This window comes from Enterobacter sp. ECC_219_Taxon_10, assembly GCF_058354905.1.
The window spans coordinates 4284078-4310763 of sequence record NZ_CM178005.1 but is presented as its reverse complement, the minus strand read 5'-3'; the positions used below and the strand labels follow the sequence as shown (position 1 = coordinate 4310763).

Genomic DNA, 26686 nt, shown 5'->3' with positions numbered 1-26686 from the left:
GGCTTTTTTCATTCCAGCGTTGAGGGCAGCCAGCAGCTTGCTATCAGGCCGCCTTCAGCGCCATTCTCCAGCATCAGCTTACCGTGATGAAGCTGCAGGATGCGCTGTACGATACTCAGGCCCAGGCCGCTGCCGCCGTAACGCTGATCGAGGCGACGGAACGGCTCCGTGATCGACTGTCGGTGCGCTTCGTCGATACCTGGCCCTTGATCGATAACGCTGAGCTGCGTACCGCCTTCGGCCTCGGTAAGCGTTACGGTAATCGTGGTGCCTGTCGGGCTGTAACGCCCGGCATTCTCCAGCAGGTTGCGCAGCATCAGCCGCAGCAGTACCGCGTCTCCCTGTACCGTGAGCGCACTTTTGTCCGGCCATATCACCGTATGCGCTTTGGCTTCATGCTCAAGACCAAGAGGCGTGATGATCGTGTCCGTCCAGTTGATGGTTTCATAGTGGCCGCTCGCCATCGCCTGGCCGGCACGGGCCAGCATCAGCAGTTGCTCAACGGTGTGCATCAGCTGGTCGATACGGCTGATTAACGCCGTGGCCTGCGGGGAGCCTGACTGCGCCATCAACTCCAGATGAAGTCTGATTCCGGCAAGGGGCGTTCGCAGTTCGTGGGCGGCGTCCGCCGTGAAGAGACGCTCCTGCTGGATGGTACTGTCCAGCCTGGCGAGCAGCTGATTGAGCGAGGTGGTCACGGCGCCGATTTCTTCCATGTCGGAATACATAGGAAGCGGGGTTAAATTATCCGCCGAACGATTAGCCAGGCTCACGCGCAGTTTGTTCAGCGGCCGGGTTATCCAGGTGACCGCCCAGAACGAGAAAAACAGCGTAAAGCCAACCATCACCAGAGAAGGAACCAGCAGCGAGGCAATCGCTTCGCGGATCTCTTTCTCGACGTGGTTGTTGCGTGATTTTGCCGACAGCGTTTCGTTCACCAGAAAGCCAATCTGCTCCCGGCTTTCATGCCACAACCAAATGACGCTTATCAGCTGGAAAAATAACAGAATGACCGCCAGCAACACCATTAATCGCCGACGCATGCTGTTCATTTCTGGCTCTCCAGACGGTAGCCAACGCCGCGGACGGTTTTAATCCGGTCTTTGCCGAGCTTACGACGCAGGTTATGGATGTGGACTTCGAGGGTATTTGACCCCGGATCGTCCTGCCAGGAGTAGATATCCTGCTGAAGGGTTTCTCTGTGTACCGTTTGTCCGCTTCGCATGATCAAACGCGTGAGCAAGGCGAACTCTTTTGGTGTGACTTCAACGGGCTGGGACTGGCGAAGGACCTGCTGGGTTTGCAGATTCAGGGTAATGTCCCCGTCGGTTAGTAAGTTATCACTATGGCCCTGATAACGGCGTATTAACGCTCTCACCCGAGCCTGAAGTTCTGCGAGCGCAAAGGGCTTCACCAGGTAATCATCGGCACCAGCATCAAGGCCGGTAATACGATCTTCAATGGCGTCGCGTGCGGTCAGGATCAACACCGGATTGGCGATGCCGCGGCGACGCCACTGGGTAAGCAGCGTCGCGCCGTCTTTGTCCGGCAAACCTAAATCAAGGATCACCAGGCTGTATTCGCCGCTCTGGATCAAGGCATCCGCCTCTGCTGCGGTGCCAGCACAGTCCAGGGCATAGCCCTCATTGGCCAGCCCCAGCGCCAGTCCTTCCTGTAATAACAGATCGTCTTCAACTATAAGGAGTTTCATCTCTGTTTGTTCGGTCCAGTATCCTTGCGATGTCATGATTATGGCAGAAAGCGGTGCACAGGCGCACGCACGATTTTGCATCATTAATCTTAATTAAATCCTAATTAAATTTAATTGAATAGTGGGGGCATAGGCCGCCAGATATAATGTTAGTCTTTTTCTGACACAGTTGTTGTCATTGACGTACTGCGATAAACGAGTAAAAGAATGGAATCTCTTTATTTATTAATGCTTTCGATAGTTTGTATTATTGTTGCAACTTATATTTATCGGTATAAAGCTCAACAAAATGCTTACATTTCAGTACTCATTTTTGTATCGACTGTTGGCGCCGTTTTTCTCGATGGTTTTTGGACTGTTTGCCAGTATTTTACCGGTGATGGGGTCAATGAGTCTGTTCTTTACACGTTAACGACAACGATGGAGGGCGGAGAAATAAATGATTACATTTGGCCATCCATATTAGCAGTATTCCTCTGTGTTGCGGTTGTTGTTGTTATTCATAAGGTATTATTCAGTGGCAGTGCAGGTAATAAAGAAAACTGGATTTATGCGGTGTTGTCCACCTTTTGTAGTGTTCTGGCATTGCTTGTTTCACCTGCTTTTTCGCAACTTAGTGGCACGATGATGTTATCAGAAGCAGTGGATGGTTCAGATTTTAATGAATATTATATTAATGAACCCAGTAAAATTGAACAGCCTAAGTTCAATTTAGTTTACATCTATGCTGAAAGTCTGGAACGTACTTATTTCGATGAAAAAGTCTTTCCGGGTTTGTTACCAGATTTAAAGGAATTAAAAGAGAAAAGCGTCGATTTTTCTAATACTTTCCAGATGCCAGCCACTGATTTTACCATCGCGGGTATAGTTGCTTCGCAATGCGGGTTACCATTATTCAAACCCACAGCGTTTAATGGTGAAAATACGGTTGGAACATTCTACCCGGAGAGCCATTGCCTGGGAGATATACTGAGTGCGTCAGGTTACGACACCTATTTTTATCAAGGTGCAAATCTTCATTTTGCTGACAAAGATGCTTTTTTTAAAATGCATGGCATAAAGCATACATGGGGGTTAACGGAATCTGGCTTGCAGGATAATTTTGAACTGCAAAATAACTGGGGTCTCTATGATAACGTGGTGCTGGACAAAGCCTGGGAAAAATTTAACGAGCTTTCCGCTTCCGGACAGCGTTTCGCCCTGTTTACACTGACGGTCGATACACATCCACCGAGGGGGTATATCTCCCCCGGATGCCGTCAGAAAAATTACACCATTGATGGCCGTTCTGTTGAAGCATTAAGCGCCGTGCTATGCAGCCAGGAAGACATCTCGCGATTTGTACAAAAGATTCAGTCATCCCCCTGGGCCAAAAATACGCTGATTGTTCTCTCATCGGATCATTTGGCCATGCCCAGTACAGCGGTTTCTGTTGATTACCTCAACAAACTGGAGCGTCGGGATCTGTTTTTCATCCTCGGGCCGCAGGTGAAGCCTGGCCTGAAATCGCAGCCAAGAAGTACTCTTGATAATGGGGCAACTGTGCTGGATCTGCTGGGTGGCGAAAAGAAAATAGGCCTGGGGCGGAGTTCGGTCAGCGAAAAATCGCTCTCGGAAAGTGTGCCTGATTTCAAAAATAAACTGTATGCATGGGCTGACAGCATACGTGGACTTTGGGGAATGCCAGACCACATCGACGATTTTACGATCAATACACAGAAAAAAGAAATTACGTTTAGCGGTCATACCTTTAGCTTGCCAATCCTGATTGACATTAAATCTGATCAAGTGCTGCCCGTTATTGACGATGGCAGTAGAAATATCTCGTTGAGGCAATCACTGGCATTTTTACCTGAAGGCGAGGGGTTTGTCTGGGTCGATAAATGTTTTCGTCCTGCAACTATCTGGCGGAACGAGTTCGTGCTTTCTGAAGACTGGTGCGTCACACAGGGTAAGGCCGGAGGAAAGATTACGGTCGATAAAATAGGCGGTGATGTATATGAAGGCAAGGTAAGCATTGATGATAGCCCAACAGATACTGCGCGTTATCAACGTGAGCAGGGGCTAATGAAAATGAGTCCTGATGACATTCGTTATGTCTCGAATACATTCAAATTTGCCTTAGACGGTAGACCTGTGTTTATCGAAAATATGATGGGTATCGGTCGCCAGGAGTCCTGGGGGCGTTGGTCAGACGCGTTGACCTCTCCTTCAGTCATGTTGCTCTATAAGTCACCGTTTCCACGCGAATTTAATGTTGAGATTGAAGCGAAAGCCTATGGCAAAAATATCAATGCCCCCGTTGCCATAACAATTGGCGAACAGACGCAGTATGTGCGTTTTGGTGAGAAGGCGACCAGGGTTACCCTTCATTACACAGGGGATCTCTATTCCCGTTTGCTGGTAATTACCCCACCTGAGCCCACGCTTAGCCGAGAGGGAAGCATATTAGGGCAAAGCTTTACTTCCCCGGTGCGAAAGATAGGTATCGGACTGATTGAAGTGAAGATTACGCCAGTGATTCAGACCACCGACAGGAAGTAACGGTGAGGGATGGCCTGCAATCCACTGCAGGCCAACGCGAACATCAATTGTTCTGGTAAATATCTTTATAAAGCCTGCTCTCGAAGCGAACCAGTGGAATACGACGGTTGCGCTGGTCGGTCGGTTCGACGGCATAGCCGGACAGATACTGCACGAATGCCATGCGCTGTCCGCTGGCGGTCGTGATGAAGCCTGCAAGGTTATATACCCCCTGCAGTGAACCTGTTTTAGCGGATACTTTGCCATCCACACCCGCAGCGTGAAGCCCGGCGCGATACTGTAGCGAACCGTCGTGTCCGGCCAGCGGCAGCATTGAGATAAAGTTTAGCTCTGTGTCATGTTGTGCAATGTACTGAAGCACCTGCATCATGGTGGCCGGGGCAATCAAGTTATGGCGCGATAATCCGGAACCATCGACGGCGATAGTGTTACCCAGATCGATCCCCGCCTGCTGGCGCAGGATCTGACGAACAGCGTCTGAGCCCGCGCGCCAGGTTCCCGGCACGCCGAAGCGCGCGTGACCAATCATGCGGAATACGGTGTCGGCAATCATGTTGTCAGACTTTTTCAGCATAATCCGCAATAAATCATGCAGCGGCGGTGACTGTTTGCTGGCAATGACCGTGCCCGGCTGGTTGACCTGCGTCTGGCGTAGCAGCGTGCCGGAGTAGGTTATTCCCGCCTGCTTCAGTTCATCCTTGAGAATCGCACCCGCATAGCCTGCGCCATCCTGAATCGCGAAGGCCAGCGGCAGCGGATCGGCGCGCTGCGTCAGGCAGCCGGTGAGGGTGTAGCGGTTAAGATCGCCAGGCACCACGTCCAGTTCGCAGTACTGGGCATCCGGGGAGCCTTTAGCCAGCGTACGCACCTGGCTAAACATGGTCACCGGATAGTAAGATGCCACGCGAATAAACGCTAAATCGTCCGGTTTTGGCGCGCTGTAAAGGGAAATCGAGAAGCAGTTGCGGTCAACAATCGCGGCCGCAGGCGGGGCGCTAAAGCACTGCGTCATGTCGTTCCACGGCCAGCCTGGGGCTTTATCGTGGCTGGCAAAAATAGAGGTATCGATCAGCACGTTGCCATCGATTTTTGTCACACCGGATTTTTTTAACACCGCCACCATGTTGCGGATATCCTGGCGCTTAAAGGTGGGATCGCCACCGAAACGGGCGATAAGATCGCCTTTCAGTTCGCCACCCTCGACGTTACCTTTGGTTTCAAGCGTGGTGGTAAAACGGAAGTCAGGCCCGAGCTGAAGCAGGGCGGCGAGGGCTGTGATCACCTTCTGGGTACTGGCAGGCAGCGCCATCTGTTGACTGTGATAGTCAATCTCGGGAGCCTGTGCGCCAACCTTCTGCACCATCAGGGCAAGGTTCGCGCCTGCGGGGAGCTGATTAATGTACTCATCAACATTCGCGGCCTGGGCGGTGAACGTTATACTGGTAGTCAATCCGATGATAAAACTGGAAAATCGCATAATCTCGCGCTAACAACCCGAAAACAAACCGTCATACTACGGTGCATAGCACTGCAAAGTAAACGATGACCCATAGTGAACTTCGCGGTAAAATGCGTATCAAATTGAAAAATTGCTGCTGACCTGGGGCGTCGCTCCCGGGTCGGTTTTCTTTTTGCTTCTTGCCCGCTTAGGGGGGCAGGAGCAGGGAACACTGCTCCCAACAGGAATGTTTAAGAGGTATAACAAATGCAAGCTATTCCGATGACCTTACGTGGTGCCGAAAAACTGCGCGAAGAGCTGGATTTCCTGAAATCCGTGCGTCGCCCCGAAATCATCGCCGCTATCGCGGAAGCCCGTGAGCATGGCGACCTGAAAGAGAATGCTGAATACCATGCGGCGCGCGAGCAGCAGGGTTTCTGTGAAGGGCGCATTAAGGATATCGAGGCGAAACTGTCTAACGCGCAGGTTATCGATATCACCAAAATGCCTAACAATGGCCGCGTGATCTTTGGTTCTACCGTCAGCGTTCTGAACCTGGACAACGACGAAGAGCAGACCTATCGCATCGTGGGCGATGATGAAGCCGACTTCAAACAGAACCTGATTTCGGTGAACTCACCGATTGCTCGTGGCCTGATTGGCAAAGAGCAGGACGATGTTGTCACCATCCGCACCCCTGGCGGCGAAGTGGAATACGAAATTATTAAGGTTGAATACCTGTAATTCGCTTCTCTACTAAGATGTTGATACATTGTAAAGAAAAGAAAAAGGCCGCGTAGCGGCCTTTTATCAACTCAAGGAGCATGGCATTTTGCTCGCCTGCTGAAAGAAATCCCTCGTTTCACACAGAAAATGTGATTGATTCAGGATATCCTTAGCGTGGCAGCGAGATTTTACGCTCTTTAGATGGGCGATAGAGCACCAGCGTTTTACCGATGACCTGTACATTACAGGCGCCGGTTTCGCGCACGATGGCTTCCACGATCAGGTTTTTAGTGTCTCTGTCTTCAGAGGCGATTTTCACCTTGATCAGCTCGTGGTGTTCCAGCGCTTGTTCAATCTCGGCAAGCACCCCTTCGGTCAAACCATTGTTGCCAAGCATCACTACAGGCTTGAGCGGATGTGCCAGACCTTTAAGGTGCTGTTTTTGTTTAGTACTCAGATTCATCGTATATTTTTGCTTACGTTGGGATTGAAAACGGTTCATTCTACCGCCATCTCCCTTATATCGCCAAATAGCTGCGTAGAAATTTACGTCACAGGCAAGCAACGATGAACCAGGACGGAAATGTTAAATGACAGGTAAAAAGCGTTCTGCCAGTTCCAGCCGCTGGCTTCAGGAACACTTTAGCGATAAATATGTTCAACAGGCACAGAAAAAGGGGTTACGTTCCCGTGCCTGGTTTAAACTTGATGAAATACAGCAAAGTGACAAACTTTTTAAGCCGGGGATGACGGTTGTTGACCTCGGTGCGGCACCGGGCGGATGGTCCCAGTATGCGGTAACGCAGATCGGCGGAACGGGCCGCATCATCGCGTGCGATCTTTTACCAATGGATCCCATCGTCGGTGTCGACTTCCTTCAGGGCGACTTTCGTGATGAATTAGTGCTGAAAGCGTTACTTGATCGTGTTGGTGACAGTAAGGTCCAGGTTGTCATGTCGGATATGGCACCAAATATGTGCGGAACACCGGCGGTGGATATCCCCCGCGCCATGTATCTGGTGGAGCTAGCGTTAGAAATGTGTCGTGATGTACTAGCGCCTGGTGGTAGTTTTGTTGTGAAGGTGTTTCAGGGCGAAGGTTTCGAGGAGTATCTTAAGGAAATTCGCTCCCTGTTTGCGAAGGTTAAAGTTCGTAAGCCGGACTCTTCCCGGGCCCGTTCCCGAGAAGTGTATATTGTAGCGACCGGGCGAAAATGATAACCGGTAGATTTCAGGCGAAAGTTTGAATGAAACTGGATATAGAGTATCCTGACGCTGTTTTTAACACAGTTGTAATATGAGGTTAATCCCTTGAGTGACATGGCGAAAAACCTAATACTCTGGCTGGTCATTGCCGTTGTGCTGATGTCAGTATTCCAGAGCTTTGGGCCCAGCGAGTCGAATGGCCGCAAGGTGGATTATTCTACCTTCCTGCAAGAGGTCAATCAGGACCAGGTTCGCGAAGCGCGTATCAACGGACGTGAGATCAACGTTACCAAGAAAGATAGTAACCGTTACACGACTTACATCCCGGTGAACGATCCTAAGCTGCTTGATAACCTTCTGACCAAAAACGTCAAAGTGGTAGGCGAGCCGCCAGAAGAACCAAGCCTGCTGGCTTCTATCTTCATTTCCTGGTTCCCGATGCTGCTTCTTATCGGCGTCTGGATCTTCTTTATGCGCCAGATGCAGGGCGGCGGTGGCAAAGGTGCCATGTCGTTCGGTAAGAGCAAGGCGCGTATGCTGACGGAAGACCAGATCAAGACCACGTTTGCTGACGTCGCCGGTTGTGACGAAGCGAAAGAAGAGGTGGGTGAGCTGGTTGAATACCTGCGTGAGCCGAGCCGTTTCCAGAAACTGGGCGGTAAGATCCCGAAAGGCGTTCTGATGGTCGGCCCTCCGGGTACCGGTAAAACCCTGCTGGCGAAAGCCATCGCGGGTGAAGCGAAGGTGCCGTTCTTTACAATTTCAGGTTCTGACTTCGTGGAAATGTTCGTGGGTGTCGGTGCATCTCGTGTGCGTGACATGTTCGAGCAGGCCAAGAAGGCAGCACCGTGCATCATCTTCATCGATGAAATCGACGCCGTAGGCCGCCAGCGTGGCGCAGGCCTGGGTGGTGGTCACGATGAGCGTGAGCAGACCCTGAACCAGATGCTGGTTGAGATGGACGGCTTCGAAGGTAACGAAGGTATTATCGTTATAGCGGCAACTAACCGTCCGGACGTACTTGACCCCGCGCTGCTGCGTCCAGGCCGTTTCGACCGTCAGGTTGTGGTCGGTCTGCCGGATGTTCGCGGTCGTGAACAGATTCTGAAAGTCCACATGCGTCGCGTACCGCTGGCGCCAGATATCGACGCGGCAATCATTGCGCGTGGTACCCCTGGCTTCTCCGGTGCGGACCTGGCTAACCTGGTCAACGAAGCTGCACTGTTTGCCGCACGCGGTAACAAGCGCGTGGTGTCCATGGTGGAGTTCGAGAAAGCGAAAGACAAAATCATGATGGGTGCGGAACGTCGCTCCATGGTGATGACGGAAGCGCAGAAAGAGTCCACCGCGTACCACGAAGCGGGCCATGCGATTATCGGTCGCCTGGTGCCGGAACACGATCCGGTGCACAAAGTGACGATTATTCCACGCGGTCGTGCGCTGGGTGTGACCTTCTTCTTGCCTGAAGGCGACGCGATCAGCGCCAGCCGTCAGAAGCTGGAAAGCCAGATTTCGACCCTGTACGGCGGTCGTCTGGCAGAAGAGATCATCTACGGGCCAGAACACGTGTCTACCGGTGCGTCGAACGATATTAAAGTGGCGACAAACCTGGCGCGTAACATGGTGACTCAGTGGGGCTTCTCCGACAAACTCGGTCCGCTGCTTTATGCAGAGGAAGAGGGCGAAGTATTCCTGGGCCGCTCTGTGGCGAAAGCGAAACATATGTCCGATGAGACGGCACGTATCATCGACCAGGAAGTGAAAGCGCTGATTGAACGTAACTACGGTCGCGCGCGTCAGATCCTGAACGACAATATGGACATCCTGCATTCGATGAAAGATGCGCTCATGAAATATGAGACCATTGATGCACCGCAGATTGACGACCTGATGGCTCGCCGCGAAGTGCGTCCGCCAGCGGGCTGGGAAGACCCAGGCGCTTCCAACAATTCTGACAATAATGGCACCCCGCGTGCGCCGCGTCCGGTCGATGAACCGCGTACGCCAAACCCGGGCAACACCATGTCAGAACAGTTGGGCGACAAGTAAGTCACTGCTGTTGAAGCGTTTGTCTGTACCTCAAACCCTGGAGCTTGCTCCGGGGTTTTTCTTTTCCGTTAAACCATACTAAAACCAGGGATTTAACCATGAAACTCTTCGCCCAGGACTCGCATCTCGATCTTTCACATCCGCATGTGATGGGGATCCTGAATGTTACCCCTGACTCCTTCTCTGACGGCGGCACGCACAACACGCTTATCGACGCGGTTAAGCACGCAAATTTAATGATCAACGCGGGTGCCACCATCATTGACGTTGGCGGTGAATCGACGCGTCCCGGCGCGGCAGATGTTTCGGTGGAAGAAGAGCTGGCGCGCGTGGTGCCGGTGGTTGAGGCCATCGCGCAACGTTTCGAGGTGTGGATCTCCGTCGATACGTCCAAACCAGAAGTGATCCGTGAAGTGGCGAGAGTGGGTGCTCACATTATTAATGATATCCGCTCGCTGACCGAACCGGGAGCGATCGAGGCCGCTGCAGAAACCGGCCTGCCGGTATGCCTGATGCACATGCAGGGGCAACCGAAAACCATGCAGGAAGCACCGAAGTATGATGATGTCTTTGCCGAGGTGAATCGCTTCTTTATTGAGCATATTGAACGCTGTGAGCGTGCAGGCATCCCAAAAGAGAAATTGCTGCTCGACCCGGGGTTCGGTTTCGGTAAAAATCTCTCACACAATTATGCGTTGCTTGCGCGCTTATCGGAATTTCATCATTTTGACCTGCCGCTGCTGGTAGGGATGTCGAGAAAGTCAATGATCGGCCAATTGCTGAATGTAGGACCGGGGGAGCGCCTGAGTGGCAGCCTGGCCTGCGCGGTAATTGCGGCGATGCAAGGCGCGCACATTATCCGTGTCCATGACGTCAAAGAAACAGTAGAAGCCATGCGTGTGGTGGAAGCCACACTGGCAGCGAAGGAAAACAAACGCTATGAGTAATCGTAAATATTTTGGTACCGATGGTATCCGTGGGCGCGTAGGCGATGCTCCAATCACCCCTGATTTTGTTCTGAAGCTCGGTTGGGCTGCTGGCAAGGTACTGGCGCGTCATGGCTCACGTAAGATCATTATTGGTAAAGATACCCGTATTTCGGGCTATATGCTGGAATCTGCGCTGGAAGCAGGTCTGGCGGCTGCCGGGCTTTCAGCTTCCTTTACAGGCCCAATGCCAACACCTGCTGTTGCCTACCTTACGCGCACCTTCCGTGCAGAAGCGGGGATCGTGATCTCGGCGTCTCATAACCCGTTCTACGACAACGGTATCAAGTTCTTCTCCATTGACGGTACCAAGCTGCCGGACGAAGTGGAAGAGGCCATTGAAGCTGAAATGGAAAAAGAGATCACCTGCGTTGATTCCGCTGAGCTGGGTAAAGCGAACCGTATCGTTGATGCAGCGGGCCGTTATATTGAATTCTGTAAAGGCACCTTCCCGAATGAGCTGAGCCTGGCGCATCTCAAAATTGTGGTGGACTGTGCAAACGGCGCAACCTATCACATCGCTCCGAATGTGTTCCGCGAGCTGGGTGCAAAAGTCATCGCCATCGGCTGCGAGCCGAATGGCCTGAACATTAACGAAGAAGTCGGGGCGACGGACGTGCGTGCCCTGCAGGCGCGCGTGCTGGCGGAAAAAGCCGATCTGGGCATTGCCCTGGACGGCGACGGTGACCGCGTGATCATGGTTGACCACGAAGGTAATAAAGTCGACGGCGATCAGATCCTCTACATCATTGCCCGTGAAGGCCTGCGCCAGGGCCAGCTGCGCGGTGGCGCGGTTGGGACGCTGATGAGCAACATGGGTCTGGAGCTGGCGCTGAAACAGCTCGGTATTCCATTTGTTCGTGCGAAAGTGGGCGACCGCTACGTGCTGGAAAAACTGCAGGAGAAAGGCTGGCGTATTGGTGCCGAGAACTCTGGTCACGTGATCCTGCTCGACAAAACCACTACTGGCGACGGTATCGTAGCCGCGCTGCAGGTGGTTGCCGCGATGGCGCGCAACCATATGAGCCTGCACGATCTGTGCAGCGGGATGAAAATGTTCCCGCAGATTCTGGTGAACGTGCGTTTCACTGCCGGTAAAGGCGATCCGCTGGAAAATGACAACGTGAAAGCGGTAATGGCTGACGTTGAAGCTGCTCTGGGTAGTCGTGGGCGCGTGCTGCTGCGTAAGTCAGGTACCGAGCCGCTGATCCGCGTGATGGTGGAAGGTGAAGACGAAGCGCAGGTCACCGAATTTGCGCACCGTATCGCGGATGCCGTGAAAATTGCATAATTAAACCACTCTCATTTTTTTAAGGGCGATGAATATCGCCCTTTTTATTTATATTGTGAATGGGAATACTTATGAGAAGTCGGTTCAACTCTTAACATATTAACATTGAAAGCTTTGTGAAAAAGTGTAACTATTCATAATAAGACACATATTAAATAATATGTGTTTCAAACTTATACCCATTTTCTATTTTCCCCATTATATCAATTTTAATTTCTCTTAATGATAAGTTAAGAAGATTTCGTTTGACTATTATGTGTAAATAAAGTCTATCTGCATTATGTTTCTGGGTCTAAATATATTCCTATAGTGGTTGTATGGGGCTATAAAAACGTGATGTGCATTCCTATAATGCGCTGCGTTCTCAGGAACGGTCTTGGGAATTAAAATAATTTAAAGGGAAAGAGAATGAACACCATGGTTTGGAATCTGAAAGGAAAATTGAATCGCAAGGCTGCGAAATTACAGGAGATGCGTAAACAGCGCGGTGTAACCCTGCTGGAAATCATCATTGTACTGGGTATTATCGGTGTTATTGCGGCAGGCGTTGTTATTCTGGCGCAGCGTGCATTCACCGCACAGGACCTGTCTGATATTCAGAACAACGCGAACAGCATTCGTACCTCTATGGCTGAAGCGTTTAAGGATGAAGGCAGCTATCCTGAAGATAAAGGCGGTATTGTTGGTCTGACCAAATCTAATATCTCTAAGTCTACACTGGATACGCCAATTGTTACCCTGGTTAAACTGGGTAAGATTTCTCCTGACGAATCTTTCAACGGCGTTTCCAACGACGCATTCCAGATTACCAATGCACAACTGGATGGTACCAGTTCTCAGAACAAAGCATTCGTTCTGGTTGTAAACGGTCTGGAGACTGAAGAGTGTCGTAACCTGATTTCTCAGATGGGTAACCAGTGGGATTACGTTGAAGCGCTGAAATCTGGTGCTAATGCGGGTACTACTATTGCGAGTGTTTCAGGTCGTAACCTGAGCGTCGCTAAGTCTGGCGCAATTCTGAAGACTATGACCTCTGGCGAAATTGCCGCTACAGACATCACTGCTGCTGGCGTTTGTGATGGCGATGGTGCAATTAACGGTGTGATCTTCGGTAGCAAATAATTAAGTACTTAATACTTGTTATTTAGTGAGCCCCCCTGATGATGGGGGGCTTTGTTAATTACCTAAACAGGACTTGAACGATGCGCATCAGAAAGGATTCAGGCTTCAGTTTGCTGGAAATCATTATTGTGCTGGCTATTGCTGGCGGCGTTATGGTGATGTACACGCATTATGCGCGGAAAAAAGCCGAGAATATCGCTCAGCAGAACGTCGCCGACGCCCTTGCTGAGGAAATGAAGGGGGTACTGGAATTTATTGATGATGACACCATTGCGCTGGTTGGCAAGAAAAACGAAACTGACAGTCCACTCTATAGCGATGAAAATAGTGAGTATGAGGTTTATCATACGCGCATTACGAATGAAATTGATGCCACCGACACGGGCAGCAAGGATAACTATTATCTGTGGGGTGATGACAATAATAAAACCAAACAGCAGCGCTATCTGTTCTTAAGCAGCAACTGTAAATCATCGCTGAAATCAACTTTTGCGTTTGAAAAAGAGTATCTGCCCTGTTTTATGCGCAATGTGGCAACCAACTCTACTGCGGTAATTGATCGCGTGGGTTTTGCGGGGGGGGGTAAAGATTCTGATCGTCAATTCGATATCAATCGCATTGATACGATCGTTCGGTTCAAAAAAGAAGAAGTAAACACCGATTATCATTTTGCCGATTTCGCGCCCCATTTTACCGAGGCGTTCTCAAAAGCCGGTTTTACGGTATCGCATGCGATGGTTGTGCACCGCACAAACAGTTCATCGAACTGGCAGCTGGTTCTGAATAAAAAAGATAATAAAACACCGATTGAGCTGAGCAGCATGGCCAGCAACCTTGATGCACTGGACCAGTACAAGAAAGACGAGTTTGGCGTGCGTTTTACTATTGATACTAACGATAATTCGGGCAATAGCAGCAATGCCGGCGGCAAGGTCTGTTGGGCCCGTGGCGATAGCGGCGTGAAGCTGTGCTACGACGATAATGCGGGAACCGGCGCACATGGCGAGGATACCGTTTTGGATCTGACCATGACAGACCCTGACAATACCAGGAATAACGATATGACAGGCACCCTGAAAGCAAATCTTGTCATGGAAAATACAGCAACAAAAGTTGCGATATTCAAAAGAGCTGGCAGTGGTTGGTTAGTCTTTGATGAAAATAATAATCCGGTCCCTTTAACAATCAACGAAATGTACGGTGGAAAACACATAGCTGAATATGCTCTGGACGATCAAAGAGTTGATTCAACTAACCCTTACGTAGACACCGAGGTACCTCTTAGTAGTCGCACTTACTTTTCTGAGCATTACGATGCCTATGAATTAGTTACGCCACCTTCTGTCGAATACGGTGCCCCTATGGGTTATGGCACGAACTTAGACCACACGTTTGATGGCGAAGAATTACCTGATAGTGAAAAGCAACCATCATATGTGGAATACAATGATTTTGCTTATGAAGGTCGGATCCCAACCAATGAAGGGGGGTACCGCTACGCTGTCCAAACGTGTCCAAAAGTGGAGCAGGAACTTACCCTTATCAACGGTGATGGGCAACCGGTTCTGGATGATGAAGGTAACATCAGGAAATTTAAATATACGCGACAGCTTTATCCTCGGTTAGCGGCATCTATTTCTTCCATTGCTGCTCAACCCCAGCCTGATGACAGCCATCCTACAGGACCTTGGGGCTTTTCCGTACCAGAAAAAAACCGAGCAATGTTGAAAGATGAATACCCTGTGGGGATGTTTGGAGGAATTGCTGTCCAGGTTGAATTTGCAGAGCAAGATACTACACCTAACGGGCCCAAGCTAGCGCCGAATAGAACAGCTGGCAAGCACTATATCTATCAAAATACAAAATATGTCTGGATAGTTAGTGCAACAATGGGCATGTATAGCGCCACTACGGGGGAAGGTATGAATATTCTCAATCCAAATACTGTTTCTTATACCATTACAAAATGGTGTAGCACGATTCCACAAAGTGGTACACCAGAAGATTTAATCGACACACAGCATTATGAATAACTTTTGATATAATGGAATATAATAATATGAATATTATTAACAGCAATAAATGGATTGTAGCAGGCATATTACTGTGCTGCGTGAGTAATACCTATGCATCAATGAACACCTCTTCCGAAGTGACACTGGCTGCGAATACTACGACGTCTGCGGGCGCTGCGACACCACGCAACCCTTTTGCTGAAGAAAATGGTGTATCGCCAGCTTATGTCCCGATGGCCCCCGTAGCGACAGCGGTACCCGCAACATCTGGGACACGTTCTTTGGTGCTCCCGGAAAACATATTGTTAAGCCAGGCATTAAAACAATGGACTGAAGGCAACCATTACAAACTGTTCTGGAACAGTAAAAAAGATTATCTGATTTACAATACTATTACCTTGAGTGGGAAAAGTGATGACGACATTTTACAGTCGTTAGGTGAACTCTTTTTCTCTGAAAATTACGGTTTAGTCGTTAAGAAATACGAAAAAAACCACGTTATCGTTATTGATGAAATGTAAGTGGATGGAACCCATGAAACTGAAAACAGGTATCTTATTGCTGGCTTTCCTTGCGCAAGGATGCGTAAGCGATTTTGAAAAAAAATACGACATCCCAAAAAAAATTACAGAAAATACTTCCGATTCAACCACCATTGATGACGCGAAAACCAAGCCCTATATTAAGTATGACTCTGCCTATTTAGGCAAGAAAGTACAGTACAGCGTTGAACAGCAGAAGGTAATGGGCAAACATGTGAAAATTACCTCCTATGAACCTACCACGCTGTCGGCTCTGATGGAGGTGGTTTCGGCACAAACCGGGATTAGCTTCCGTATTAACGCCTCTGCGATGGGGGGGAAAAAAGCAAGCACCGATGACTCGTGGGACACGCCGCGCTCCGTGCAGTTCGACGGCAACTTCGAAGACTTCATGAAGTATATCGGTTCGCTTTATGACGTCAACACTGCGCTGGACGCCAGCAACATTCTTAAAATTAACGTCTTCGATACCTATGTTATGCGTCTTGACTTCTATGGCGAAAATAACAAAACGGAAACGAACCTGGATCTGTCAGGTAACGAAGCGACGTCTGGTGGCGGCCTGACCGGAAAATCCGAGACGAAGTTTGAGTCCTCTTTCTGGGATGATGTGGAAGATATGGCGAAAAACTACGTCACGTCCGGTAACTACACTCTGTTTAAGGATTCTTCGATTCTGATGGTGAATTCACGTCCATCTGAACATGAGGCATTGAGCAAAGCGCTGGATAAATATAAAGCGGATAACAGCCGTCAGTTTATTGTCACGTATCGCATTTATTTACTTGATAAAACAAAAGAGAAGAATCTGGGCGGCGGTTTAAATCTTAATTTTGCAGATGCACATAACACCATCAATATCAGCAGCAGTATCCTGAATAACCTCGGCGGCGGTATCACCGCGGGCTGGAAGAACAGCCATGTTGATATCAGTACGGGTCTGGATGCGTTATATAAATTAACGGGTAGTGAATCGCTGCAAAGTGGTTCATTCATCACGCGCAACAATATGGCGATTCCGGTCAACATGACGCAGTCTCAATACTATGTATCCGGAAGAACGCGTACAACAGATGATACCGGTGAAGTTAACGTTGAAATTAATACTGATGAAATTGTCACCGGTACCAGCTTTATCATCACCCCGCGCGTGTTGTCTGATGGCCGTATCGAAGTGGTCAGCGGTTTCACCAAGCGTTTCCTCAACTCTATTGACGAGTATGAAGACGTACAGCTGCCAAACGTCAGCACTACCGAGTCGTTTAACTCTTCCATTATCAAGCCGGGAGATTTGCTGGTTGTAGGTAAATTTGAAGCGAAGGCATCGAAAGATGGACTCCAGTATGAAGTGTTGGGGGCCAATGACACTCACTCAGACGGCGTCGCAACGGTCCTGATGGTAATCGGGGTTGACTATTATCGTCAGCCAATTACTTCACGTGGTGAATAAGTGGCTTCGCGATGAATGATATTTTATTCAAGAATAACATATTAACCGGACTCTACTGGGAGCCTCAAAGCCTGGAGCACTTGCAACCGGCGGAGCAGGCCTCATTCCGCGGGATGATGAAAGCCTATCGCCGTCTGGTTTATAAAGATTCTGTTGGAGAGTTGGCTATTGGTTACAGCACAAAGATCTCCACGCTCTACGAGCCGTTTGCACTTTATGTAAAAGAGCTCTATGGAGATGGGATTTATTTCTCTCATGAATCTAATCAGGCGACATATTTTCTGATTATTAATGACGGTCGGATCGTCAGCGGAACGGACTGCTTTATCAACAAAGCGCTTTTTGATGAGTTAATGAAGCACACCGATGAGTACAGTCATCTGGAAGTCACGCCTCTGGAAGAGACTCAGATTACTGCCGTTGTCGAGCGCTGCTGTGCTCGACAGGCGCGTCTGAAGCGACGCCGTCGTATCATCATCGGTTCTATTTTTTCGGGCGGTGTTGCGTTTTTGGCTGTTTTGGCATTGTTGCTTCATTTTTTTGTGACGGGATAACGTATGCTGGAAGGAATGTATTTCTGGAAAGATAAAAACGGCACGGTTTCAAAGCTAAAGCTGATTATAGGGATTTTGATTATTCTTATTCTTATCATCGGCGGTAGCGCGGGAGCCTGGTATTACTTCGTCATGCTTCCAGAAGCGAAGGCGAAAGAAGAGGCGATTGCACGCCAACAGCAGGCTGCCCAAAAACTGCGGGATGATATCGCAAAGGTTAAGAGTTTCTACACAAGTTCTCTGGCCGGCGGTGGTATTGATGAGACTGTATTATTGCTTGATGAAATTAAAAGAAGTGATAAGACACTTGAGATCATCCCGAAGGATAAATATGCGTTTAACTGTGATAACAAATCCTGCAAGTTCAGTTATGCTTTTAGTAAAGGGGCTTTATGGGCGTTGCCGGAAAAACCTTTCTGGGGTAAATGGTATAAACCTACCGTTATTGCAAAAGGGAAAGGGAACTCATCCGCAAAAAATAAGATGGATTTCCAGTACGATAAGATAGAGTCACATCTGAATAAAAATAAGCACCAGGAAGCTTATGACAATAAAAAACCACTTGAATTACACGCATGTAGTGATGTGGTTTCCTATATTATGACATTCAATTCGATGGTTAAAGGTCAGGGCAAAAATGGTAAAAACCTTGGCCAGATTGTGATTAAAAAAATGCCCGGCTCCAGCCTTGGTGACCTTGAATCCACGCTTTCTGGAAAAGTAAAAAGTTATGGGTTGCAGGTAGGTAAATGGGAGTTGGAAATAAAATCAGGTGAGAGTGCATTATCATCAGACGATATGACGAACATGCAGTTGTTACTTTATAAGCAAGCGTATCGCGATGCTTTTATTGTTAATAAATTAGAGACGAAAGACAAAGGAATGAAAGTTTCAGGAGGACTGGTATGCAAAAAGTAAAATCGATGGTAATGGCCAGTGCGTTAACGTTTTTGGTTGGGAGCGCAGAAGCCGCTCCGACAACTGACTTACCGCAGGTTCCGGCAAATAAAACGCAGCCCGTTCTCGTGAAAACTGGCGCAGAGGCAATGAAAAAAGAGCTACACGATGCTAAGGCAAAACTCGTGTCAGCTCCGGCTGAGGCTGCTCAGCAAAAGGCGGCTGAAAAGCCTGCGATGACTGCTTCAAACCTGGTATCAGCCCAGTCGGCTGGTGAGAAAAAGAACAAGATTAAGCCTCAAACAACAGAAAAGCAGTCAGAAGAAGCTAAGCAGGAAGACGCGGCCAATACAGCGTCAGTCCAGGATCAGCTGGCGTCAATTGTTGAAGATGATTACGCCTTTGAACAGCAGCGCAGAAAACTGGCTAACGAGGTGGAGCTTGAAAAACTTCGCAGCCAGATTCGTAAACTCCGTGGCGAAGACAAGATGAAGGCTGCACCGCGGGTTGAAGCCCCGGCAGCGGTATCCAAGCCGCAGGCGCCAGTCGCTGCAGCGATTGTCATGCCGCGTGTGGTGCTGGAAGCCGATATCGGTGGCACAAATCGCGTTGCGGTGCAGAGCGGAGATACGCTTCGTTATGTTCGCCCGGGCGAAACGTTCGATGTGGGGGGCAGAAAGTTTAAGCTCGCTAAAGACAGGAAGTCAGTTGTAATGGCAGAGGAAGCAGTGCAGTGACATTGGATTTTACGCGTATATCAGCCGACGAATTGCTCGCTGGAAAATGGACTTACCAGGAATTCGAAGGGATCGGTTTCACGGCTACGGTCGAGGAGAACGATTACCTCGTGGTGAGTACGCTCAGCATCGGCAGCTTATTTGAATATCAGATACAGGTGTCGAGACTGATTTCTCAGCACAAACGTCAGGTCGTGGGCCTGGCGCTTGTCGCTGAAGAAGACTATTACCGTATCGTTGAGCACGTCTCATTGAAGCTGCTCAGCGATGCGAATAAAAACATCGATATTACCGATACACAGAAGCGGCTGGCAGCGATTCTTCAGCGCGTGGTTAGCATGGGCGCAAGTGATTTACACATTACGCGTAACGATGTGCTGGCACTCTTTGAGGCTCGCGTAAACGGCGTTTTAATGCCGTTCATGCAGCTTAAGTCCCAACTCTGCGATGAGCTGGTGTTCGTGCTTTACAACGTAGAAGCGACGACACGTGATACCACGTGGAACCGTGCTATCCCGCAAAACGCCAACATTCTTTACAACTTGTCCGGTAAGCCATATCGCTTCCGCTATGCTCACTTCCCGATATTTGGTGAAACGGCGGATTGTTACCATGCGGTTCTGCGTATTATTCCCTCAGGTTTGCAGAAGGGGAATATCGGCTCGCTGGACAAAATCGGCATTTCTGAAGAGGAAGTGGCGGATCTAAAAAAAATCCTCAGCAACCCATACGGTGCTTACGTTATTGCGGGTACGACGGGTTCAGGTAAATCTACCACTCTGAAAAACCTGATGGAGTGGCTGCAAATCAACCGCTATGAAGATCGCGGTTGTTTTCTGACGGTGGAGGACCCGGTTGAGTATCAGATTTACGGTGCGAAGCAGAGCTCCGTGGTGGATGTTTCTGGCGGTGGTTTCCATGCCGCTATTAAGTCGGCCCTGCGCCGCGATCCCGATGTCCTCATGGTAGGGGAAATTCGAGACAACATTTCCGCTAACGCGCTGGCAGGGGCAGTAGAGAGTGGTCACTACTGCTTCACCACCGTGCACGCCGGTAATATTGTTTCACTGCTGCAGCGTATGTCGGCCCTGGGGATCGGCAGTGACAAACTCTCAACTCCGGGGTTCGTCGCGGGGCTGCAGTGTCAGAAGCTGGTGCCGGTGCTGTGTGAAAACTGTAAGACCGTTATGGGTACAAAAACCATTTCCGGTCGTGAGTTTACTCTTTACACCGCTGGTGAAGGCGGCTGTGAGCAATGTCGTCAGAGCGGTATCAAAGGACGACAGCTGGCAATGGAATACTTCCTGCCAACCTATGACGAGCTGGCTGCTATCTCCAGGCAAGAATGGCTCAACGTTTATACGCTGTGGCGTAAAAAACGTGCTACAGCGCCTGGTTTGACAGAAGGTTTCGAAATCCGTGAAAAAGTGATGTCACATGTGCTGAAAGGGCGCATTGATGCCGCATGGTTTGCCATGGAGTTTGGCGAAATGACTGAAGAAGATCTGGAGATGATCGTTGAAAAAATTCGGTAAAAAACAGCGTTTATACCTTTACCAGTTTTGCGCCGATATGATTAGCGCAGGGTTGCCGCTATTCGATTCATTGCAAAAGCTGCAAACAGAAGGGCGTACGCTTCTGGGGAAAGGATTCAGTGATAAACTGGGCGAGGTTATCCTGCAAATGAAGCAGGAGGTTTCAGTGTCTGCTGTGTTCTCTGATGTCGTACCTAACTCAGAGCTCAGCGTGATTACGGCGGCAGAAAAAAGCGGAAGCCTCGCCGATGGTTTTTTGACGCTGGTAGCGGTCATTAAATATAATGACGAACTGCGAAAAAAAATTGTTGGTGCGCTGATTTTCCCGCTCATAATGATAAGCCTGTCACTGATCGTTATTGCAGGTTATTCGCAAAAGGTCTTCCCGGCTTTCGCCTCGGTAGTCCCTGTGGAAAAATGGCCTGGCGTAACCCAGAATTTATATAATTTTGGTACTGCCCTCTATCAAGGGTTATGGCTGAAGATTCTGTTGGGTTTTGTCATTTTTGTCTTCGTTGCAAAATTTGCCATGGCAAACTTGAGCGGTAACGTGCGCAATAAAATATTTGACAAAATTTTGCCGTTTTCCACTTATAGACAACTTGCGTCATCCGTGTTTCTGAATAACCTTGCGTTGATGCTTAGTAACAACATTCCTCTTACTGACTCTTTACATATTGTACGGCTTAACGCCAACCGTTGGTTACGTTGGCATATTGATGTGATGAATGACAAAATGGCGCAAGGGATCCACTACAGTAAGGCGCTATCGACAGGGCTACTCGGTAAAGAGGAATTGCTGAACATCAGTCTGTATGCTGAACTGCCCTCGTTTAATGAGGTATTACGCTCGGTGTCCGATCGTTCCCGCGACCATATACAGGAGTACATCAAAAAACTGGCCGGTTTATTAAAAAACCTGGCAACGGTAATACTGGGTGGATGCGTAGTATGGGTATTTGTATCATTGTTCGCATTGATGGATACGCTCTCTCAAACTGCTGGCGGTTAATCAAAACGCGATGTCAAATGGTATTACAGTGAAAAATATCCATTTAGCATCGTTGATCTCATTGGAGTACATCGTGGAAAATACATCTCTACGATGTATGCCCGGTTCTCGTCGTAAAAGATGCATTGGTTGCTATTAATAAGGATGTTTAAATGCGCCTGGAAGCGTTTTTTGCCCCTTACTACCCATGGCTGGCGTTAGTATTAGGGTTGTTGATTGGTAGTTTTCTTAACGTGGTGATTTACCGTCTGCCAATCATGCTTTTCCGGGAGACGGCTGACGACGAGACGTTGAAAACATTGCCCAATGTCAATCTTTGGTGGCCGCCATCGCACTGCCCTCTTTGTCAGACACCCATTAAGCCGTGGGATAATATTCCGGTTTTAAGCTGGGTGTTCTTGCGTGGTAAATGCCGCTGCTGTAAAAGCACAATTCCGTTTCAATATCCCTTAAGCGAAGCGTTGATAGGGATCGGCTATTTCTTACTGGTTTTCTGCTATTACCCTCAGCATAGCCTGATCCAAATTGTGTTTGTGGCATTATTTTTAAGCCTGCTTTACACCCTGGCGATGATTGATCTGAAGACCTTTCTCCTGCCAGATAGCCTCGTATATTTTTTGCTCTGGGCTGGGTTGATCGCATCTGTCAGAAACATTATTCCTGTCTCCCCTCGTGATAGCGTTATTGGCGCTGCGTTTATTTGGGCGTTTAGCTGGGTAATGGCAAAAGGATTTACGTGGGTAACCGGCCGGGAAGGATTTGGAAATGGTGACGTTAAACTCTTTGCGGCCTGCGCCGCGTGGATTGGCAGCGATAATGTTGGTCAATTAATGCTGGGGTCGGCGTCGCTGGGTGCCGTGTTCTTTTTAGTGCGCTGGATTTCAAACACCTGCTCACAAAATAAAAAGAACACGGGGGGATATATTCCCTTCGGCCCCGCAATTGCTATTACCGCTGTCATCATTATGCACATGGAGGTGCTAACATAATGTCTTATCTGCTGTTATCCGGTGTGCTGTTAACCCTGCATCCCGCTTCGACGATTGGACCGGAGTGCTATTACACGACGTATCAAGGCTTGTCGCAGTTACTTAACGCAAAAACGCATTCGCCCGATTTTCGGATGAATGAATCGTCCGTGCGAACAACGTGTGATGACGATCCTGAGCGTATTCATTATCTCACCGTATCAGATACCGTCGCCTGGCTGGCACCGTATCTGCCGCCAGCACAACATATATTTCATCGTCATCCGAAAGCCGATGGCCCTGAATACTGTTTTTCACAGCGCTATATTCGCTCTTTGCTGGGACGGTGGAATCACGCAACCGAACTAAATTATTTTGGGGAAATCAATTGTAAAAAAAGTATTGCTCCCCCACCCGAGGAGCCAGAAGACGAGCCTATCGTTGTACCATTTGATCCTGCTTCACTGATCGTGAAAACGGATGAACCTGGCTCGCTTGAGGTCGCGCCAGATGATTCCTCTGACGAGGATATTCTTCCTGTGGATGGGGGAGCGGCAGTAAGTAGCGTGTTTTCGGTAATGAATTCCACGATCCCAACCAGTAGCGCACCTGCGCCGGTCTGGAAGCCGTTATTAAGTCAAAAGGCAAGAGGGCAACAGTTCGTCTTCCCCTTACGCTCTGAGCCAGTGGTAACCTCGCCTTTTGGTATGCGTTATCACCCAATCGTGCATACGTTTATGCGTCATGAGGGTGTCGATCTTCGTGCAGCTTTGAATAGTGAAGTCATGTCTATTGCAGACGGCATGATTGTGGAAACAGGATATGGGCCTGTCACCGGTCTGTATATGACGATCCGTCATCCCGACGGCTGGAGCAGCCGATATTTGCACCTTAATAAGCTGCTGATGATAAAAAATCAGTATGTTCAGAAAGGGGATGTGATTGCGTTGTCGGGTAACACGGGGCGCACCGATGGGCCCCACCTGCATCTTGAGATCATTCATGATGATAAATTGCTTGACCCGATGACGCTGCTTTTTGAACCGGCTGGTGAAAGACGTGAACGGACCATCGAGCAGACAAGTGCTGTGCCGGAGCCAGTACCGGCACCCGAACCTGTCGATATGACCCCGAAAATTGCGGTGATCGCGGGGGAAGGGGATTCTGTGCAAATTGGGGTACGAACCGGGCGAAAAATGACCATGTATTCGCCCCAGGAGATCATTGAAACAGATGACGGTGACTGGCGAATCGTGAAAAAATTTGGAAAGTACAAGCTGAAAAAGATAGATCAAGCCAATTCCAAAGCAAAATAATAAGGTTTCCCGGTTTAGAGCGTTGTTTTATGGTCGTTTAAAAATCACTTTGATGGTTTTTTCCTCACTTGATAAAATGGAACGAAAATGCCCTTGCGAAGGCCATTCGCTTTGGTTAGTATTCACACCCGCTTCAGTGGGAAACAAAAATCCTGCTAATTGGTCGAAGCATTGGTATGCGGCAAATCCGCAAGGAACAGGTTGATTATGTACGAAGCTCTTTTAGTTGTTTTCCTTATTGTAGCCATCGCTCTCGTAGCGCTGATTATGCTGCAGCAAGGTAAAGGCGCTGATATGGGAGCCTCCTTCGGAGCAGGCGCTTCCGGTACGCTGTTTGGTTCAAGTGGTTCTGCGAACTTCATGACCCGCACAACGGCGATTCTGGCTACGCTGTTCTTCATCATCAGTCTGGTGCTGGGCAATATCAACAGCAACAAGACCAGTAAAGGAAGTGAGTGGGAAAATCTGAGCGCGCCAGCGAAAACTGAGCAGACTCAGCCAGCTGCACCGGCTAAGCCAACCAGCGATATCCCGCAGTAAGTATTCCGTACCGAGGTGGTGGAATTGGTAGACACGCTACCTTGAGGTGGTAGTGCCCTAACGGGCTTGTGGGTTCGAGTCCCATCCTCGGTACCAATATTCCAGAAAAAAGACGTCGAAAGACGTCTTTTTTTCGTTTGTAGCTTTTGCCGTTCGTAGGCCCGGTAAGCGCAGCGCCACCGGGCAAAATGGCGGGTGGCGCTGCGCTTACCCGCCCTACAAAAGCCAAACAAAAAGGCGCCGTGTGGGCGCCTTTTGCATGTTACATCAGCGATTACTTCTTATCGCTGTGTTCCAGGTTCTCAACCTGCGGCAGGCCGTTACCGGAATTCGCGGAGAGCAGACCATTCTCAACGTAGTTGAACAGCTTCTCCCGGGTATCGGTGATGTCCAGGTTACGCATGGTTAACTGACCAATACGGTCGTCCGGAGAAAACACAGACTCACCTTTCTCCATGGTCAGACGCTCTGCTTTATAGGTCAGGTTGTCCGACACGGTGTTCAGGATGGAGTAGTCGTTACCGCGACGCAGTTCCAGCGTCACTTCACCGGTGATCGCGCTTGCCACCCAACGCTGCAGCGCATCACGCAGCATCAGCGCCTGTGGATCGAACCAGCGACCCTGATACAGCAGTTTGCCCAACTGACGACCATGAGAGTGATACTGCTCAATGGTGTCTTCGTTGTGAATGCCGGTCAGCAGACGCTCGTACGCGATGTGCAGCAGCGCCATCCCCGGAGCCTCATAGATGCCGCGGCTTTTCGCTTCGATGATACGGTTTTCTATCTGATCGCTCATGCCCAGACCGTGACGACCGCCGATGCGGTTTGCTTCCAGCATCAGTTCAACGTCGTCAGAGAAGGTCTTGCCGTTCAGCGCAACCGGATGGCCGCGTTCGAAACGTACGGTCACTTCTTCTGCCGGGATCTTCACGTTCTCGTCCCAGAACTTCACGCCCATGATCGGGTTAACGATCTTCACACTGGAATTCAGGAACTCCAGGTCTTTCGCTTCGTGCGTCGCACCCAGCATGTTGGAGTCGGTGGAGTAGGCTTTCTCGACGGACATCTTATAGTCAAAACCGCAGGCAATCATAAACTCGGACATCTCATGACGGCCGCCCAGCTCGTCGATGAAGTCGGTGTCCAGCCACGGCTTGTAGATCTGCAGCTCTGCGTTGGTCAGCAGGCCATAACGATAGAAACGTTCGATATCGTTACCTTTATAGGTGCTGCCGTCACCCCAGATGTTCACGCCATCTTCTTTCATGGCGGCAACCAGCATGGTGCCAGTGACGGCACGGCCCAGCGGGGTGGTGTTAAAATAGGTCAGGCCGCCGGTAGTGTTATGGAACGCACCGCACTGAATAGCCGCGATACCTTCTGCAACCAGTTGCTTACGGCAGTCAATCAGTCGTGCGTTTTCTGCACCATACTCTTTAGCGCGACGAGGAATAGCATCATAGTCGTCCTCATCCGGCTGACCCAGGTTCGCAGTATATGCATACGGAACCGCTCCCTTCTGGCGCATCCACAGCAGTGCAGCGCTGGTATCCAGGCCGCCTGAGAAAGCGATGCCAATACGTTGTCCTACCGGAAGATGCTTGAGAATCGTCGTCATAGAATAAAACCCTGCTTGATTGACTGATTAGAGACCGCTTTCGCTCTCTTGTGCATTTTTATGCAAAATAAGTGAGTATTCATTTAATCATCTTTTATCGAATACCGGAAGAGACTCGTGCGTTTTTTGTAAAAATTTTGGTCTGTTCTGTCTGGCGGAAGTCGCCTTGACAGGTGGGGTCAACTATCAATATACTAAACGCCGATTTTACGTCCCGTCTTCGGTACCAAATCCCAGCATTATTTGCAAATTCTGTCCAAAACGCGTAGAATTTGCCACGTTTCAGGCGCGGGGTGGAGCAGCCTGGTAGCTCGTCGGGCTCATAACCCGAAGGTCGTCGGTTCAAATCCGGCCCCCGCAACCACTTTCCCATAAAGTTCTTTTTCAAATATACTGTGAAGACTTAGAGCCTTCGTAGCTGGATTTG

Annotated in this window: 23 protein-coding genes and 2 tRNA genes; 20 read left to right on the top strand and 5 right to left on the bottom strand. The window is 49.4% G+C overall.

The genetic code is table 11. The features are described from left to right. Positions 1-8 precede the first annotated feature (8 nt). Positions 9-1052 (bottom strand): two-component system sensor histidine kinase PmrB, encoded by a 1044-nt coding sequence (gene pmrB, locus AC4ICF_RS20490; RefSeq protein ID WP_163329750.1) that lies wholly within the window; start codon positions 1050-1052, stop codon positions 9-11. Then, entirely contained in the window at positions 1049-1711 is a 663-nt protein-coding gene (pmrA, locus tag AC4ICF_RS20485) for a two-component system response regulator PmrA (RefSeq protein ID WP_028014555.1), read from the bottom strand. Before pmrA ends, pmrB begins: the two co-directional genes overlap by 4 nt. A gap of 207 nt (positions 1712-1918) precedes the next feature. On the opposite strand from pmrA, the gene opgB reads away from it, so the two are divergent. Next, the gene (gene opgB, locus AC4ICF_RS20480) at positions 1919-4255 is read left to right on the top strand and encodes a phosphatidylglycerol--membrane-oligosaccharide glycerophosphotransferase (RefSeq protein ID WP_316379850.1); all 2337 of its coding nucleotides are present in this window, start codon (positions 1919-1921) and stop codon (positions 4253-4255) included. Between the two features lie 43 nt (positions 4256-4298). Here opgB and dacB read toward each other — a convergent pair whose 3' ends face one another. Next, on the bottom strand, positions 4299-5732 hold the full coding sequence (gene dacB, locus AC4ICF_RS20475; protein WP_192983864.1) for a serine-type D-Ala-D-Ala carboxypeptidase: 1434 nt from the start codon (positions 5730-5732) through the stop codon (positions 4299-4301). Positions 5733-5960: 228 nt separating this feature from the next. Here dacB and greA point away from each other — a divergent pair, with 228 nt between their 5' ends. Further along, positions 5961-6437: a transcription elongation factor GreA gene (gene greA, locus AC4ICF_RS20470; RefSeq protein WP_006812122.1), complete on the top strand. Its 477-nt coding sequence runs from the start codon at positions 5961-5963 to the stop codon at positions 6435-6437. A 151-nt stretch (positions 6438-6588) separates the two neighbouring features. Here the strand turns inward: greA and yhbY are convergent, their stop codons facing one another. Continuing rightward, complete coding sequence (yhbY, locus tag AC4ICF_RS20465) at positions 6589-6882, bottom strand: ribosome assembly RNA-binding protein YhbY (protein ID WP_003861814.1); 294 nt, start codon at positions 6880-6882, stop codon at positions 6589-6591. A gap of 127 nt (positions 6883-7009) precedes the next feature. On the opposite strand from yhbY, the gene rlmE reads away from it, so the two are divergent. From rlmE to AC4ICF_RS20380, 17 genes are all read left to right on the top strand, one after another. Continuing rightward, a complete protein-coding gene (rlmE, locus tag AC4ICF_RS20460) occupies positions 7010-7636 on the top strand; it encodes a 23S rRNA (uridine(2552)-2'-O)-methyltransferase RlmE (protein ID WP_003861812.1) in 627 nt (208 codons plus the stop codon). A 102-nt stretch (positions 7637-7738) separates the two neighbouring features. Beyond that, on the top strand, positions 7739-9673 hold the full coding sequence (ftsH, locus tag AC4ICF_RS20455; protein WP_013098921.1) for an ATP-dependent zinc metalloprotease FtsH: 1935 nt from the start codon (positions 7739-7741) through the stop codon (positions 9671-9673). A gap of 98 nt (positions 9674-9771) precedes the next feature. Continuing rightward, entirely contained in the window at positions 9772-10620 is an 849-nt protein-coding gene (gene folP / locus AC4ICF_RS20450) for a dihydropteroate synthase (protein WP_163329748.1), read from the top strand. Then, positions 10613-11950, top strand: coding sequence for a phosphoglucosamine mutase (gene glmM, locus AC4ICF_RS20445; protein WP_316379851.1), 1338 nt, complete (start codon positions 10613-10615; stop codon positions 11948-11950). Before folP ends, glmM begins: the two co-directional genes overlap by 8 nt. Positions 11951-12358: 408 nt before the next feature. Then, the gene (locus tag AC4ICF_RS20440) at positions 12359-13072 is read left to right on the top strand and encodes a type IV pilus major pilin (protein ID WP_316379852.1); all 714 of its coding nucleotides are present in this window, start codon (positions 12359-12361) and stop codon (positions 13070-13072) included. Positions 13073-13152: 80 nt separating this feature from the next. Next, on the top strand, positions 13153-15105 hold the full coding sequence (locus AC4ICF_RS20435) for a type II secretion system protein (RefSeq protein ID WP_316379853.1): 1953 nt from the start codon (positions 13153-13155) through the stop codon (positions 15103-15105). 26 nt (positions 15106-15131) lie between these two features. Further along, positions 15132-15608, top strand: a complete 477-nt coding sequence (locus AC4ICF_RS20430; protein WP_316379854.1) for a TcpQ domain-containing protein — start codon at positions 15132-15134, stop codon at positions 15606-15608. A gap of 13 nt (positions 15609-15621) precedes the next feature. Then, complete coding sequence (locus AC4ICF_RS20425) at positions 15622-17079, top strand: type II and III secretion system protein (RefSeq protein WP_316379855.1); 1458 nt, start codon at positions 15622-15624, stop codon at positions 17077-17079. Between the two features lie 11 nt (positions 17080-17090). After that, positions 17091-17633 carry a pilus assembly protein gene (locus AC4ICF_RS20420; protein ID WP_316379856.1) on the top strand — a complete coding sequence of 181 codons (543 nt, stop codon included), beginning with the start codon at positions 17091-17093 and terminating at the stop codon, positions 17631-17633. A 3-nt stretch (positions 17634-17636) separates the two neighbouring features. After that, positions 17637-18551 (top strand): hypothetical protein, encoded by a 915-nt coding sequence (locus tag AC4ICF_RS20415; RefSeq protein WP_316379857.1) that lies wholly within the window; start codon positions 17637-17639, stop codon positions 18549-18551. Next, positions 18539-19267 (top strand): hypothetical protein, encoded by a 729-nt coding sequence (locus AC4ICF_RS20410; protein WP_316379858.1) that lies wholly within the window; start codon positions 18539-18541, stop codon positions 19265-19267. The genes AC4ICF_RS20415 and AC4ICF_RS20410 overlap by 13 nt, the downstream gene beginning before the upstream one ends. Next, positions 19264-20802 carry an ATPase, T2SS/T4P/T4SS family gene (locus AC4ICF_RS20405; protein ID WP_316379859.1) on the top strand — a complete coding sequence of 513 codons (1539 nt, stop codon included), beginning with the start codon at positions 19264-19266 and terminating at the stop codon, positions 20800-20802. Before AC4ICF_RS20410 ends, AC4ICF_RS20405 begins: the two co-directional genes overlap by 4 nt. Beyond that, entirely contained in the window at positions 20786-21814 is a 1029-nt protein-coding gene (locus AC4ICF_RS20400; RefSeq protein ID WP_316379860.1) for a type II secretion system F family protein, read from the top strand. Before AC4ICF_RS20405 ends, AC4ICF_RS20400 begins: the two co-directional genes overlap by 17 nt. Before the next feature lie 152 nt (positions 21815-21966). After that, positions 21967-22803 (top strand): prepilin peptidase, encoded by an 837-nt coding sequence (locus tag AC4ICF_RS20395; protein WP_316379861.1) that lies wholly within the window; start codon positions 21967-21969, stop codon positions 22801-22803. Further along, a complete protein-coding gene (locus AC4ICF_RS20390) occupies positions 22803-24098 on the top strand; it encodes a M23 family metallopeptidase (RefSeq protein ID WP_439209952.1) in 1296 nt (431 codons plus the stop codon). The genes AC4ICF_RS20395 and AC4ICF_RS20390 overlap by 1 nt, the downstream gene beginning before the upstream one ends. A gap of 207 nt (positions 24099-24305) precedes the next feature. After that, positions 24306-24638, top strand: coding sequence for a preprotein translocase subunit SecG (secG, locus tag AC4ICF_RS20385; protein WP_021242256.1), 333 nt, complete (start codon positions 24306-24308; stop codon positions 24636-24638). A 9-nt stretch (positions 24639-24647) separates the two neighbouring features. Next, positions 24648-24734, top strand: a tRNA-Leu gene (locus AC4ICF_RS20380). A 178-nt stretch (positions 24735-24912) separates the two neighbouring features. On the opposite strand, the gene argG is transcribed toward AC4ICF_RS20380, so the two are convergent. Further along, positions 24913-26259, bottom strand: coding sequence for an argininosuccinate synthase (gene argG / locus AC4ICF_RS20375; RefSeq protein WP_023294661.1), 1347 nt, complete (start codon positions 26257-26259; stop codon positions 24913-24915). 287 nt (positions 26260-26546) lie between these two features. Here argG and AC4ICF_RS20370 point away from each other — a divergent pair. Beyond that, positions 26547-26623: transfer RNA gene (locus AC4ICF_RS20370), tRNA-Met, on the top strand. The last annotated feature ends 63 nt before the right edge of the window (positions 26624-26686 follow it).

What these genes read in the sequence shown, in the direction of transcription:
- rlmE (WP_003861812.1), top strand. Translation starts at nt 7,010, where the DNA reads ATGACAGGTAAAAAGCGTTCTGCCAGTTCCAGCCGCTGGCTTCAGGAA.
- pmrB (WP_163329750.1), bottom strand. Translation starts at nt 1,052, where the DNA reads ATGAACAGCATGCGTCGGCGATTAATGGTGTTGCTGGCGGTCATTCTG.
- AC4ICF_RS20425 (WP_316379855.1), top strand. Translation starts at nt 15,622, where the DNA reads ATGAAACTGAAAACAGGTATCTTATTGCTGGCTTTCCTTGCGCAAGGA.
- glmM (WP_316379851.1), top strand. Translation starts at nt 10,613, where the DNA reads ATGAGTAATCGTAAATATTTTGGTACCGATGGTATCCGTGGGCGCGTA.
- AC4ICF_RS20420 (WP_316379856.1), top strand. Translation starts at nt 17,091, where the DNA reads ATGAATGATATTTTATTCAAGAATAACATATTAACCGGACTCTACTGG.
- yhbY (WP_003861814.1), bottom strand. Translation starts at nt 6,882, where the DNA reads ATGAATCTGAGTACTAAACAAAAACAGCACCTTAAAGGTCTGGCACAT.
- opgB (WP_316379850.1), top strand. Translation starts at nt 1,919, where the DNA reads ATGGAATCTCTTTATTTATTAATGCTTTCGATAGTTTGTATTATTGTT.
- AC4ICF_RS20410 (WP_316379858.1), top strand. Translation starts at nt 18,539, where the DNA reads ATGCAAAAAGTAAAATCGATGGTAATGGCCAGTGCGTTAACGTTTTTG.
- secG (WP_021242256.1), top strand. Translation starts at nt 24,306, where the DNA reads ATGTACGAAGCTCTTTTAGTTGTTTTCCTTATTGTAGCCATCGCTCTC.
- AC4ICF_RS20395 (WP_316379861.1), top strand. Translation starts at nt 21,967, where the DNA reads ATGCGCCTGGAAGCGTTTTTTGCCCCTTACTACCCATGGCTGGCGTTA.
- AC4ICF_RS20415 (WP_316379857.1), top strand. Translation starts at nt 17,637, where the DNA reads ATGCTGGAAGGAATGTATTTCTGGAAAGATAAAAACGGCACGGTTTCA.
- greA (WP_006812122.1), top strand. Translation starts at nt 5,961, where the DNA reads ATGCAAGCTATTCCGATGACCTTACGTGGTGCCGAAAAACTGCGCGAA.
- argG (WP_023294661.1), bottom strand. Translation starts at nt 26,259, where the DNA reads ATGACGACGATTCTCAAGCATCTTCCGGTAGGACAACGTATTGGCATC.
- AC4ICF_RS20430 (WP_316379854.1), top strand. Translation starts at nt 15,132, where the DNA reads ATGAATATTATTAACAGCAATAAATGGATTGTAGCAGGCATATTACTG.
- pmrA (WP_028014555.1), bottom strand. Translation starts at nt 1,711, where the DNA reads ATGAAACTCCTTATAGTTGAAGACGATCTGTTATTACAGGAAGGACTG.
- AC4ICF_RS20440 (WP_316379852.1), top strand. Translation starts at nt 12,359, where the DNA reads ATGAACACCATGGTTTGGAATCTGAAAGGAAAATTGAATCGCAAGGCT.
- AC4ICF_RS20390 (WP_439209952.1), top strand. Translation starts at nt 22,803, where the DNA reads ATGTCTTATCTGCTGTTATCCGGTGTGCTGTTAACCCTGCATCCCGCT.
- ftsH (WP_013098921.1), top strand. Translation starts at nt 7,739, where the DNA reads ATGGCGAAAAACCTAATACTCTGGCTGGTCATTGCCGTTGTGCTGATG.
- folP (WP_163329748.1), top strand. Translation starts at nt 9,772, where the DNA reads ATGAAACTCTTCGCCCAGGACTCGCATCTCGATCTTTCACATCCGCAT.
- AC4ICF_RS20435 (WP_316379853.1), top strand. Translation starts at nt 13,153, where the DNA reads ATGCGCATCAGAAAGGATTCAGGCTTCAGTTTGCTGGAAATCATTATT.
- dacB (WP_192983864.1), bottom strand. Translation starts at nt 5,732, where the DNA reads ATGCGATTTTCCAGTTTTATCATCGGATTGACTACCAGTATAACGTTC.